This is a genomic window from Halobacteriovorax sp. (genome assembly GCF_048381875.1).
Lineage (GTDB): Bacteria > Bdellovibrionota > Bacteriovoracia > Bacteriovoracales > Bacteriovoracaceae > Halobacteriovorax_A > Halobacteriovorax_A vibrionivorans.
In genome coordinates this window covers 778,924-790,810 of sequence record NZ_JBLXBP010000003.1, presented here as the reverse complement: position 1 = coordinate 790,810, position 11,887 = coordinate 778,924, and the positions used below count along the sequence as shown (strand labels likewise).

The following is an 11,887-nucleotide window of genomic DNA, read 5'->3' as shown; positions in this document are numbered from 1 at the left end:
ACCTCTTAAAACTGAAGATAAATATCTAAGTAATTATCAATTAACTCTAAACTTCGGGCGGCTGACTGCTTCTGCCTTGCTTGGTATTCCATATATACATCACCAGGATTAACGACTTTTAAATTATCTGTTTCAGGTGCTTCATAAACAGATGAATAGACTGCTCTCAACTCATCATAAATTGACTCTAGCTCAGTAAAATAAGACTGATCCGCCCCAGATAAGAGTCCTACACCTTTTAAAAGTGTCAGATGCATTAAAATATTATCTTGTAAGTAGTCGTTAGAAAGAGACTTAAAGATTTCGGTTGTCATAAAGCCCACAATATTTTCTTTTTGAATCGCGCTAAACTCACCTTCTTCAGCTAACTCAATAATAGACTCAAAGAAAATCGTTAAGTTGGACTGACGACATACAAGAGGGGCCCTCAAGATCTTTCCAAAGTCTGTTGCGCTTACTTGTTCATAAGAAGATAATGCGTACTCAGCTTTTTCCACAAAACGAAGCGCCTCTTGCCTGGCCTTTACATCATTATAAAAAGTTACAGCTCTTTTAAGATTCATTATAACTTCATCTGGGTTTTGAAAATAAGAAGAATTAATTGGATCGATAATTTGTGATGGTGGCAGATTTGAGTTGATACTCCTTTCACAATCTAAGTTGAGCATCTCAAGTTTTTGAATTTCGCCACCTAATTGTGCAAGTTCTCCTGCAGGCAGGCCTTCAATTGTGACGACTTGATCATCACTTCTTTTATACTCATTATCTTCATGGAATTGCTTTCGTGGAACAAACTTCTTTTTAGGAGTATTATTTGAAAAAGGTTTGAGTTCTTTTTGATCTTCAGATTCGTAATGACCCCTAACCTTCTGTGGTAGATAATCATCCTGATAGAAGTGGTATAGGAAGTAGCTCACCGACATAGCGACTAGAATTATGAAAAACAATAAAATACGTTTTTTCAATCTTACAACCCCTCCTCTTCCTTTTAAGAGGATAACTACCTGAAATTAGTTATTTATAACTAATATGATATCGACAGCGTTTTGCTATGTCCAAGATTCTTTGATAACTACTTGTAAAAACCATAAGATATTGCTCATTTTGCACAAAAATGGTTGCACTTTTATGACGATATGTTTATATTCTACAACCTAATAACCCAAATATTAATGTAGAGTTTATATAAATAAGGATGAAGTGATGGCACGTACATGTGATTTAACTGGAAAAAGAAGACTTGTTGGTAATAAAGTTTCTCACGCTAAGAACAGAAGCAAAATGACTCAAAAACCAAATCTTCAAACAAAGAGAGTATATGATCCTGTAACAGGTGAAACAATTAAGCTTAGACTTTCAACTAGAGCAATTAGAACTCTAGATAAAGTTGGATCTCTTTCTAAGTTCCTTAAGAAGTACAAGCACCTTTGGAGCGCTTAATTAGATTTTAATTCTAAGACTTTAAGTCATTTAGATATAGAAAAGGCCAGCACTTAGCTGGCCTTTTTATTTATGGCCGTTTACTTAAAACAAATTAGTATTGAACATCAACTTGATCAATAACAAATCCCCACTTCTGAACTGAACGGTCTGACTTAAATGTTAATTTAAGTGTTCCACCTTCAGCAAAGAAAGAAGTGTAGTTCTCACCGCTACCAGTTACCTTCTCAATTAAAGTACCTTTAGCATCTCTAATCTCGATGTAGTCATAACGATTCTCAAGGTCAAACTTACGAATTCTTAGACGAATGAATTTTGCACCTTCAACTTCGTAAACAGTTTCCATAACTTCATTTTCTGAATATGGGTGTGCTGACTCAAAAAGAGGAGCATCAACTGTTTGCCAATCTTCTGGATTTGGCTCGTTTCTTTCAGGAATTGTATTCGTTAAAAGATTGTAAGCGTTAATACGTCCAGAGTTAATAGTCTTACCTCTAAGTGCCGCTACTGGATCAGAAGTTACCATAACTTTATTTCTGATTTGTAGTGGAGTTAGATCCTTATTTTCAGCTAGGAAAAGACCAATTACACCTGATACATGAGGAGTTGCCATTGAAGTTCCCGAGTAAGAAGCATATCCACCATTTTTAACAGTTGATAGAATCTCATGCCCTGGAGCACCAATATGAACTGTTGAACGTCCGTAACAAGAAAAGCTTGCTAGTTCATCAGCAGCTGTTGTTGCAGCAACTGAAATTACGTTATCAACATTGTAGTTTGATGGGTAGTGTGGTCTTGAATCGTTATCAGTTGAAGAGTTACCTGCTGCGGCCGTAAATACGATACCTGCATCATTAGCTCTTTCGATTGCTTCTTGAAGAGCTTCAGAGCGTCCGCCCCCTCCCCAAGAGTTTGACATAATATCAACACCAACTTTTGTAGCATAATCAATTGACTTGATCGCAGCTTCAGTTGAACCTGAACCACTATCAGTTAAAAACTTAACCGCTACAAATTGAACATCTCTCATTACACCAGCAACACCAATAGCGTTGTGTGAAGCACCGATTGTTCCTGCACAGTGTGTACCATGAGAATGTCCATCAATAGGATCACCGTCATTATTAGCGAAGTCATAACCATGGATATCATCAACATAACCATTTCCGTCATCATCAACACCTGGCTGACCATTTGCTTCTGCTTCGTTTACCCACATTTGATCTCTTAGATCTGGGTGGTTGTAATCAATCCCTGTATCGATTACAGCGATTTTAATTGCGCGATCACCTTTTGTGATTTCCCATGCCTTAAGTGCATCAACGTCAGCACCTTCGACAGCATTTACACCACGTGGCCCATTAGAACCAGTGTTTCTAAGTCCCCAAAGTTTTCCAAACTTAGCATCTGCTGGTGTATAGTATGCACCATTATCAGAAGCATCTTGATAGTTTAGAATTTCATCAAGAACATTTGTGTGCACAATTGGCTTTACGATTTCGTAAATGAAGTTAGGCTCAGCATATTCAACTTCTGCTCTTTCATTCATTTGCTTTGCAAGAGTGTCAATTGAAACAAGTGATTCATTAAACTTCACAACATAAAGGTCACCTGATGATAGCTCGATACGACGATCAAGTGATGCTCCCGTTAGTGAATGTCCAAAAAAGTTCTCTGCTGCAACATCTTTCTTAAGCTTTACAATCAGTTCTCCTGGAACATGATCAGCTGCAAGTGGTGAAAGTGCCATTGCTGAAATAATAGCTGGCGCTAAAATAGATTTAATACTCATTAAGATCCTCCTAATCCTTTATCTCCCCTTCCATAAGGAGACCATACTAAGACTAAAAATATGTCTGCTAACTAGTTTACCACCATTCAAAGGGCAAAAATTTCAAAAGATACAAAATATTGAAAATGTGAGAAAATGTTAGTTAATGATACACGGAAAAAGTAACGACCCAGTCCTTATAAAAAGAATACCAGTAAAAGTCTGGACTCTTCGATCTGAAGTAGAAGAGGCCGTTCGTCTTCGCTACAAAGAAGGCGAAAAGCCTGATTTAGAAGACCTAATCGAAATTTACAAAGACAAAGGTGAGCTTCCTGTTGCTGAAGAAGTTGAAGATGATAACAACGAACTTGATCCTCAAGCACTGGCAGATGCAGCAATGAATGGAGAAGAAACCGACAATGTTACTCCGATAAATGAGAAGAAAGTTATCAAGCAATTTATTCCCGATCTACCAAAAGAAAAGCTTTTTAGTGGGAATTTATTGTTATCAGAACTCTACATGGAAGGTATGTATTTCTTCTGTGAACGAGAGTTCACACAGGGTCAATCAATCGTTGTTGATATCCAAATACCAAATCGTATTATCCTAAATGGAATCGTTGTTTATTCGCGAACTTTTAATATGAAAAGTCGTATTATTTCCAACGCTTCTCTACCCTACCGTACAGGGATAAAGTTCACATTTCTTAAAGAGGGTGAAAGAACTCTTCTTAGAAACTTTATTAAGTCATTTGAACCAGAAGTGGCCCAAGAGGCTCCAAAGTCAGTAAATGCGACTCCGGCATCACCAGCAGGAGGAGATGATGATGACGAGCTGGATATCTTTGACGATCTCTAATAAGAATTCTAAAATTTCTTATGCAAAATATTAGACGTAACTATTTCTCAGCAAGCCTTGTTTCAATTCTCTTTGTGACTCTCCTATTTGGAGCTGTTATAAGCGAGTTTTTTCAAGCACCCGTGATAACTTCAAAAGAACTTTCGAATCTACAGTTTCTTTTCACAAGTGATCAAATTGATGACGTAGATAGTCTCTCTCTTGCATCAAACCTAGGACGATTTAGTCTTGCAAAGAATAATGGCCAATGGATTATTACTCAGCCTCGACGAATTAATGCCAATGAAGCGACAATCACAAAGCTTCTCGATTCACTAAAGAATGTAAAAATAAAAAAGATCTTTCCAAAAGACCCTATCAATTTATCAAACTTCTCTCTCGATAATCCAACTTCAACTATTACTCTAAAGAATGAGGATGGAATTGATGAAACAATCTCTTTTGGACTAATTAATCCAATTGATAACTCGACTTATGTTGTGAGTGATAGTGATAATGCTATCTACCACGTAAACGCTGTAAAGTTCTCTCTGGAAAAACTAGACCTTCCATCTCTAATTGATTCACGAGTCTTTAGTTATGCTCCAAGTGATATTACGGCAATTACTGTTATAAATTCAGGAAAACTGCGTTTTGCTTTTGAGAGAAATAAGAATGACATATGGATATCTGGAAATAATGCTTTAAATGATGAATTAGTCCAAGACTTTCTTGTTAAATTAACGAGCTTCAAATCGAATCTTATTTTAGATAAGAGAACAGATAAAATGAATGAAAGAATTGAGCGCTACCTAAAGAAGCCATATTATAAAGTTATTGTAAAAATTAAATCAGGAGAAGAGATTGAATATGACCTTTCATGGGTATTAACTTCTCTACCAGACTTAAATATTGAGAAAAAAGAAAACTTTATTATTCGTGCCTCAAATAGAGAACACCCGTTCCTTGTAAGTAAGGAATACCTAAGTGTACTCTACAAAAGAATAAGAAGCTTTAGACCAAGTCCACTCAATAAGATAATTTACTAAGCTATTAACTTATTAAGAATTTCAGACGCTACACCTTCAACTTCATCAATAACATGTTGAATGGCCTTACCTACTCTGTGGTGTCGGATTGGAAATTTTGAAAATGGAACAAAGATGTAATAAGTCTCACCTTTACATGTTTCCAAAGCATTTAAGTCGCTAAAGATATTATCATCAAAATCTATCTTTATACTCTTCTTCTTACTTTGGCAGATGGCCTCATCAAGTTCTTCATAAGTTTTCCCATTAGCGCTAAGGAGTCCCCCAACCTCAGCACTAAGGGAAATTTGGTCGGCCTGTGATAAACTTAAAAAATTCTTGTGCCCCTCAATTGATACAAGGATTCCCTTGCGACTCAATTGCACAATCTGTCCATCAACAGGTTTTAATATAGAATTCCAGAATGAAAACTTAGCCTTAAGATTTGTGTTCATTCTGAAGTCACGATGACTTAATGATAGGTTTGTCAGTAAGCGATCATAGACAAATAATTTATAAATATCATAATCAACCCATCTCATTGAATGCAGATGCATAAATGGACCGGCCTTATGCTTTAGAGATATTAGTGTTTGCTTATTCACATCAAACCAAAGATGCTTTAATCTCGGGTCAATATAGAAGTTATAGAGATCAAATAGAGTTGTCTCCATCTCACCTTTCTTATTTACTAACCAAACTGGAATCTCTTTAAAAGCTTCAAGTTCTTCTTTAACTTCACTGATACTCATCGAAGAAATACCACTTGAGTGACGATCTTTCATGGCCTCGATTAATTTCGACCAATTTGACCAATGTAGACTATATGGGCCGTCATCAAATAATTGAATAGATTCAAATAACTTAGGATCTGCAATATATTCTTCTAAATTCTTTAATGCGCTCATATCCGCCCTCTACTGGTCAACGATTTATTTCTTCGTATTTCCCCACTATAGCAATCTGGTTAATTAAAACGAGTGGATTGCTTAACTCTCTAATAGAAGCCTTTATTTTCAATAATTTAGATACTGTAATTGACCATTTTCCCCACTTGGCAATAAAAGCGAATTATTGCCTATTTTCATTGGTATTTAATGATTTTGGTTACTTAAGTTATAATATGATCATGAATGCATTGGATATTTTCCGAAAATCCCATTTGGCCCTAAACCTCACACCTTTTACAATAAGGGAGCTCTTTAATATCCCGACAACCCCATGTGATGTTTTTATCTTTGAAGATGGTAAATTTAAGCATTCACTATATCGTGGCACCTATGTTGCTAACGATACTTTAAAGGAAATGATTGAAAGAGGTCATACTATAGTCTTTGCAAGTAATGAGCAAAGAGAAGAGTTAAAGGAATTACAACAAAATACCCTAAGACAGGTAACAAGATCCTTTTCAATGGGTGATACATATCAAAATTGTAAAAATCAGCTCAATCTTATTACCATTAATCTTCGCTATCTCTTTGAAGATCCAACGGATGATAATGCATTAAATCTTCAGTATCAAAGTCTAAAGGTTCTCGCCAACTTTCTAATAAAGAACCCAAAGATGCACGAGCCACTATATCGTTACTATGCGGCCCAAGGGCATCATTATATTTTTGCTCAACCCCTACTTTCCTCAATCTTTCTCGTAGGGATTCTGAAAACATCTCAACTCTACAATGATAAAGATATTGAGAACTTTTTTATCACAAGTTACTTTAAGGACATTGGAATGTCGGCCATTCCTATTGATAAATTCGATAAAGAGAATCTTTCTGAGATGGATAAAGTCCTACTTGCGAAACACCCAATTATTTCTGCAAGAATTCTGCAAGGAAGGATTCAGCTCTCACCTGCTCATATGAAGGTCATTGAAAACCATCACACGTTCAGTATTATCGATAAATACGACACTGATAATCAACATATCAAGAACCTGACTGTAACAGGTTTTGAAACGCTCATGGTTAACGTCTGTGATATCGTTGCGGCCATGATCTCAACACGCCCTTATAGAGAGGCTTTATCAATCTTTGAAGCCTTAGAGAAAATACGTTCACATATTGGAAGTGAGTACCCACACGAATTTAAAATTATCATTAACTACTTTCGCAATTTCTTTACAACATCAGTCAAGTAAAAAAAACTTTTCATAACGTTTCAAATATTTCAAAATAATAACTAACCAAGGATAAGGTTAATATATTTTTAATTACATATATTTAAATTCAACAATTGCTAAATGCTCCAGGGAGGGAACATGGCCAGTCAACAAATTCCAGTAAGCCCGGTAACGGGAATAATTGCAGAAGAAAACGTCTTTATCGATTTTGGTGAGCACGAAGGAAAATCTATCCTTGAGATCCAAGATACTCTTCCAGATTATTACGATTACTTAATCAACAAAAGAGAAGAAGGAATTTGCACAATTCGTCGCAACCAAGATAAGTCATTTAGACTTTACGTTTCAAATACACTTCAATAAATTATATCGTGGGGCAGCAATGTCTGCCCTACTGTTTTCTTAACAAAATCTTAATAAACACCCTTTTCTCCCTATGCTAAATTTCTTAGTGAGAACACACATTTAGCTATATTCGAGGAGACATAAAATGATTAAAAAGCTCATTATACTTTGTGCCGCACTATCTGCACTAAGTGCTCATGCAATGAAAATTAATGCTGCTGGTGCTTCATTCCCATATGCCATTTACTCAAAATGGTTTTCAGAATACTCAAAACAAAATCCTGACGTACAATTCAATTATCAGCCAATTGGATCAGGTGGAGGTATTCGCCAACTAATTAAAGAAACAGTTGATTTTGGTGCCTCTGATGCTCCAATGAAAGAAAAAGATAAGAAGAAAGCAAAGTGGCCAGTACTTCACGTTCCAATGGTTCTAGGTGCAGTGGCGATTGCTTATAATCACCCAGAAGTTAAAGATCAGCTTAAACTTGATGGCCCAACTTTAGCAGATATCTACCTTGGTAAAATCACAAAGTGGAATGCTCCACAAATTCAAAAATTAAATCCAGAAATAAAACTTCCTGAAAGTGATATTCTAGTTGTTCGCCGTGCTGATGGTTCAGGAACAACGAAGAATTTCGCTGACTACCTAGTCGACGTAAGTTCAGAATGGAAGCAAAGAGTTGGAACTGGAAAGTCACTAAGATGGCCAACAGGAATAGGAGCAAAAGGAAATGATGGTGTAACTTCAATGGTAGAAAACACTACTGGCACTATCACTTATATGGATCTTGCTCACGCCAGAAAGAATAATATCAAAACAGTTGCTCTAAAAAATAAAGCAGGTGTCTACATTAATCCAACAGTTGAAGCTGTATCAGCATCGGCCAAAGGATTTACTCCAAAAGGTAAGGAATTAACTGGCTCACTAATCAATAGTGCCGATAAAGATGCATATCCTATTAGTGCCTTAACTTATATTCTTTTACCAATGGTTGAGAAGGACCAAAAAAGAGTCGAGATCTATAAATTTGTAGAATGGGCCATAACTAAAGGTCAAAATTACGCAAAAGAGCTTTTCTACGCTCCATTACCAGAAGAACTTTCCAAAAAGGTTGTTAAGAAGGTAAAATCTCTTTAATGAAATTATTAAAAGACTTCAGGCCATCATCTCCTAGTTATCAGGATAAGATGGCCTATACTACACTAAGATTTTTTTCACTTGTTGTAATTGTTCTCCTACTTATTATGATAGGACAATTATTCTTTGCAAGTCGCGAAGCCTTTAATGAATTTGGCTTTGCTTTTATCACAGATGACTTCTGGAATCCCATTGATGATGAGTTTGGAGCTCTTCCCTTTATTTTTGGAACGGTTGTAACATCTCTACTTGCACTTTTAATTGCAGGGCCAGTAAGTGTAAGTGTAGCACTTTATATTACAGAATACCTTCCAAAATCCCTTTCAAATATTTTAGGGACATTTGTTGAACTTATTGCAGCGGTGCCAAGTATTATTTTTGGTCTTTGGGGACTTTATTACTTAGCTCCTTTTGTAAAAGATACTGTTACACCTGCTCTAAAATCAATTCTAGGATTTCTACCTCTATTTCAAGGTCCAAGTTTTGGAATCGGTATTTTAACTGCATCAATCATCTTAGCGATAATGATCATCCCAACGATTACTTCTGTAGCAAGAGAAGTTTTTCGCTCTGTAAGTATTCTACATAAAGAGGCAGCTTTAGGGCTTGGGGCGACTAAATTTGAAATGATTAAAATTGCAGTACTTAAGCCAAGCTTTTCAGGTATCGTTGGTGCATTAGTTCTTGGCCTTGGACGTGCCTTAGGTGAAACAATGGCCGTGGCAATGGTTATTGGAAATACACCTCAAATATCAAAATCAATATTTGCCCCGGCTTCAACAATGGCCTCAGTTATGGCAAATGAATATGCAGAAGCTGAAAGTGATCTTCACCTATCAGCACTGTGCCTAGTTGGTCTTCTACTTTTTGTCGTCACTTTTGTCGTCAATCTAATTGCACGAACAATTGTATGGAGACAAACTAAAGGAAGGAGTAAGAAATGAAACTATCCAAAAAAAGAGTCATAAAGAACCAACTCTTTCGAGGAACTTTAATACTAAGTTCTCTCATTGTAATAATGCCACTTATTCTAATCTTCGTTTTCCTTCTACAAAAAGGTTCCACTTCGTTAAGCTTAGATTTTTTTCTAAATGATCCTAAACCTGTAGGAGAAGTTGGAGGCGGAATGAGACATGCAATCATCGGAACACTAATGATGGTTGCCCTAGGCTCATTTATAGCTGTTCCTGTAGGGACATTATGTGGTGTCTACTTAAGTGAATACGGAAAAGGAAAAATTGCGCAAAGCCTACGCTTTACAATTGACCTCTTAACAGGTGTTCCATCAATTGTTGTCGGTATTTTTTCTTATTTAATATTTGTTGTTAGCTTTAAATCGTTTTCTGCCCTAGCAGGTGCTTTTGCTCTGAGTATTATCATTTTACCAATTGTTACACGTACAACTGAAGAGATTTTAAAACTTATTCCAAGACATGTTAGAGAAGCAGGGTTGGCCCTAGGGTTACCTCGATGGCGAGTTATTTGGAATATAATTTTAAGAGGCTCTAGAAACTCTCTTACAACAGGGGTTATCCTGGCCATATCTCGTGCTGCTGGTGAAACAGCACCACTACTCTTTACAGCTTTTGGAAGTATGTATTTAAGCTTCGAAGTGACAGGCCCAATGGCATCCCTTCCTGTCCAAATTTATAATTATGCAATAAGTCCTTATAAAGATTGGCAACAACAAGCTTGGGCCGGATCATTTACTTTAATTATTATTGTTCTGGGACTAAATTTAAGTGCGAAATTTTTATTTAATACAAAGAAGCTTAAAAAATTCTTTGTGAGGAAATCATAATGTCTAATAGCGATATCATTTTAGAAGTTAATAATATTCAAGCATGGTTTGCTGACTTTCAAGCAGTCAAGGGAATCGACCTAAAATATGAGAAGAATACGGTTAATGCCATTATTGGCCCATCAGGTTGTGGTAAATCAACTTATATCCGTACCTTAAATCGTATCCACGAAGAAGTGGAAGGTGCACGCGTATCTGGAGAAGTCATATTAGATGGTAAAGATATTTACGCACCAGACGCAGATCCTGTTGAAATCCGTCGCAAGATTGGGATGGTATTTCAAAAGCCAAATCCATTTGCGGCCATGAGTATTTATGACAATGTTGTTATTGGCCCACGTCTTTGGGGAAAGAAGAAGAAAAGTGAATTAGATGAAATTGCTTTTAATTGTCTTACAAAAGCAGCTCTTTGGGATGAGGTAAAAGACAAGCTTCACCAAGAAGGAACTTCTCTCTCAGGTGGACAGCAGCAAAGACTTTGCATTGCTAGAACTCTTGCAACGAACCCTCCAATTGTTCTAATGGATGAGCCAACATCTGCACTTGATCCAATTGCAACGGGTAAAATTGAAGATCTGATGAGTGAATTAAAAAAGGACTATACGGTAATTGTTGTAACTCACAATATGCAACAAGCTGCTCGTATTGCAGACTATACAAGCTTCTTCATCTTAGGTGAGCTTATCGAGCACGGCCTAAGTAGTGATGTATTTACTAACCCAAAAGAAAAGAAAACAGAAGACTATATCACGGGTCGTTTTGGTTAAGGAGTAGGCCATGGATTTAACAGTTGAAACACTTAGAAAAGATATTACCGAAATGGCCGCTGTTGTGGAGAAGATTCTTCACGTAGCCGTTCAAGAAGATTCAAAGATTGAAGAGCTTCATGAATTAGAACATGAAATTAATGAATATCATAAACTAGTTGATGACCATGTTTTTAAGTTTATTGCACTGAAGTCCCCTACTGCAATTGATCTGCGTACGGCCCTTGCAATTATGAAAATAAACTCAGAGCTTGAAAGACTTGGTGATGAGGCAGTTAACTTAAAACGTTACTTAATGAGAGTCGAAACTAATCGTGACTACTGCACGATCATTCAAGCAGAAGTTTTAGAAATGGTAAGAAAAAGTCTTATTGCCTTTGCTTCAAATAATACAAAGATGGCAACAGACGTAATTAAAGCGGATCAGGAAGTTAACTCTCTTCACAGAGATCTTGTTAAGAAGTTTTACCAATTATTAAAAGAAGGAAAAGCTGAAGTCGACGAAGGTTTTGCTATTATTCGCGTTTCAAAAATATTTGAGCGCTGTGGTGACCACGCTACAAATATTTGTGAAGATATCATTTTCCTAGAATCAGGACAGGATATTAGACACTCTGAAGATTAGATTATAAAG

At 36.4% G+C, this 11,887-nt stretch carries 13 protein-coding genes; 10 read left to right on the top strand and 3 right to left on the bottom strand.

Going from position 1 to position 11,887, the window contains the following annotated elements; translation table 11 throughout:
• Window positions 1-5: 5 nt before the first annotated feature.
• Window positions 6-965: a hypothetical protein gene (locus ACN5L8_RS12290; protein ID WP_419173154.1), complete on the bottom strand. Its 960-nt coding sequence runs from the start codon at window positions 963-965 to the stop codon at window positions 6-8.
• 238 nt (window positions 966-1,203) lie between these two features.
• On the opposite strand from ACN5L8_RS12290, the gene rpmB reads away from it, so the two are divergent.
• Window positions 1,204-1,440, top strand: coding sequence for a 50S ribosomal protein L28 (gene rpmB, locus ACN5L8_RS12285; RefSeq protein WP_419173153.1), 237 nt, complete (start codon window positions 1,204-1,206; stop codon window positions 1,438-1,440).
• 94 nt (window positions 1,441-1,534) lie between these two features.
• Here rpmB and ACN5L8_RS12280 read toward each other — a convergent pair whose 3' ends face one another.
• Window positions 1,535-3,232, bottom strand: a complete 1,698-nt coding sequence (locus ACN5L8_RS12280; RefSeq protein ID WP_419173152.1) for a S8 family serine peptidase — start codon at window positions 3,230-3,232, stop codon at window positions 1,535-1,537.
• A 145-nt stretch (window positions 3,233-3,377) separates the two neighbouring features.
• Here ACN5L8_RS12280 and ACN5L8_RS12275 point away from each other — a divergent pair, with 145 nt between their 5' ends.
• Window positions 3,378-4,070 (top strand): hypothetical protein, encoded by a 693-nt coding sequence (locus tag ACN5L8_RS12275; RefSeq protein WP_114705166.1) that lies wholly within the window; start codon window positions 3,378-3,380, stop codon window positions 4,068-4,070.
• A gap of 20 nt (window positions 4,071-4,090) precedes the next feature.
• Complete coding sequence (locus ACN5L8_RS12270) at window positions 4,091-5,098, top strand: DUF4340 domain-containing protein (RefSeq protein WP_114705167.1); 1,008 nt, start codon at window positions 4,091-4,093, stop codon at window positions 5,096-5,098.
• Here the strand turns inward: ACN5L8_RS12270 and ACN5L8_RS12265 are convergent.
• Entirely contained in the window at window positions 5,095-5,985 is an 891-nt protein-coding gene (locus tag ACN5L8_RS12265; protein WP_114705168.1) for a hypothetical protein, read from the bottom strand. The two genes, ACN5L8_RS12270 and ACN5L8_RS12265, sit on opposite strands and share 4 nt — an antisense overlap.
• Window positions 5,986-6,206: 221 nt before the next feature.
• Here ACN5L8_RS12265 and ACN5L8_RS12260 point away from each other — a divergent pair, with 221 nt between their 5' ends.
• The 7 genes from ACN5L8_RS12260 (at window position 6,207) to phoU (ending at window position 11,878) form a co-directional block, all read left to right on the top strand.
• Window positions 6,207-7,217 carry an HD-GYP domain-containing protein gene (locus ACN5L8_RS12260; RefSeq protein ID WP_162929650.1) on the top strand — a complete coding sequence of 337 codons (1,011 nt, stop codon included), beginning with the start codon at window positions 6,207-6,209 and terminating at the stop codon, window positions 7,215-7,217.
• 120 nt (window positions 7,218-7,337) lie between these two features.
• A complete protein-coding gene (locus tag ACN5L8_RS12255) occupies window positions 7,338-7,562 on the top strand; it encodes a hypothetical protein (protein WP_114705170.1) in 225 nt (74 codons plus the stop codon).
• Window positions 7,563-7,689: 127 nt separating this feature from the next.
• Window positions 7,690-8,685 carry a phosphate ABC transporter substrate-binding protein PstS gene (gene pstS / locus ACN5L8_RS12250; protein ID WP_419173151.1) on the top strand — a complete coding sequence of 332 codons (996 nt, stop codon included), beginning with the start codon at window positions 7,690-7,692 and terminating at the stop codon, window positions 8,683-8,685.
• Window positions 8,685-9,629: a phosphate ABC transporter permease subunit PstC gene (gene pstC / locus ACN5L8_RS12245; protein ID WP_419173150.1), complete on the top strand. Its 945-nt coding sequence runs from the start codon at window positions 8,685-8,687 to the stop codon at window positions 9,627-9,629. Before pstS ends, pstC begins: the two co-directional genes overlap by 1 nt.
• The gene (pstA, locus tag ACN5L8_RS12240; RefSeq protein WP_419173149.1) at window positions 9,626-10,486 is read left to right on the top strand and encodes a phosphate ABC transporter permease PstA; all 861 of its coding nucleotides are present in this window, start codon (window positions 9,626-9,628) and stop codon (window positions 10,484-10,486) included. The genes pstC and pstA overlap by 4 nt, the downstream gene beginning before the upstream one ends.
• Window positions 10,486-11,253 (top strand): phosphate ABC transporter ATP-binding protein PstB, encoded by a 768-nt coding sequence (pstB, locus tag ACN5L8_RS12235; RefSeq protein WP_419173148.1) that lies wholly within the window; start codon window positions 10,486-10,488, stop codon window positions 11,251-11,253. The genes pstA and pstB overlap by 1 nt, the downstream gene beginning before the upstream one ends.
• Window positions 11,254-11,263: 10 nt before the next feature.
• The gene (gene phoU, locus ACN5L8_RS12230; RefSeq protein ID WP_114705175.1) at window positions 11,264-11,878 is read left to right on the top strand and encodes a phosphate signaling complex protein PhoU; all 615 of its coding nucleotides are present in this window, start codon (window positions 11,264-11,266) and stop codon (window positions 11,876-11,878) included.
• Window positions 11,879-11,887 lie beyond the last annotated feature (9 nt).

What these genes read in the sequence shown, in the direction of transcription:
- rpmB (WP_419173153.1), top strand. Translation starts at nt 1,204, where the DNA reads ATGGCACGTACATGTGATTTAACTGGAAAAAGAAGACTTGTTGGTAAT.
- ACN5L8_RS12280 (WP_419173152.1), bottom strand. Translation starts at nt 3,232, where the DNA reads ATGAGTATTAAATCTATTTTAGCGCCAGCTATTATTTCAGCAATGGCA.
- ACN5L8_RS12275 (WP_114705166.1), top strand. Translation starts at nt 3,378, where the DNA reads ATGATACACGGAAAAAGTAACGACCCAGTCCTTATAAAAAGAATACCA.
- ACN5L8_RS12270 (WP_114705167.1), top strand. Translation starts at nt 4,091, where the DNA reads ATGCAAAATATTAGACGTAACTATTTCTCAGCAAGCCTTGTTTCAATT.
- ACN5L8_RS12265 (WP_114705168.1), bottom strand. Translation starts at nt 5,985, where the DNA reads ATGAGCGCATTAAAGAATTTAGAAGAATATATTGCAGATCCTAAGTTA.
- ACN5L8_RS12260 (WP_162929650.1), top strand. Translation starts at nt 6,207, where the DNA reads ATGAATGCATTGGATATTTTCCGAAAATCCCATTTGGCCCTAAACCTC.
- ACN5L8_RS12255 (WP_114705170.1), top strand. Translation starts at nt 7,338, where the DNA reads ATGGCCAGTCAACAAATTCCAGTAAGCCCGGTAACGGGAATAATTGCA.
- pstS (WP_419173151.1), top strand. Translation starts at nt 7,690, where the DNA reads ATGATTAAAAAGCTCATTATACTTTGTGCCGCACTATCTGCACTAAGT.
- pstC (WP_419173150.1), top strand. Translation starts at nt 8,685, where the DNA reads ATGAAATTATTAAAAGACTTCAGGCCATCATCTCCTAGTTATCAGGAT.
- pstA (WP_419173149.1), top strand. Translation starts at nt 9,626, where the DNA reads ATGAAACTATCCAAAAAAAGAGTCATAAAGAACCAACTCTTTCGAGGA.
- pstB (WP_419173148.1), top strand. Translation starts at nt 10,486, where the DNA reads ATGTCTAATAGCGATATCATTTTAGAAGTTAATAATATTCAAGCATGG.
- phoU (WP_114705175.1), top strand. Translation starts at nt 11,264, where the DNA reads ATGGATTTAACAGTTGAAACACTTAGAAAAGATATTACCGAAATGGCC.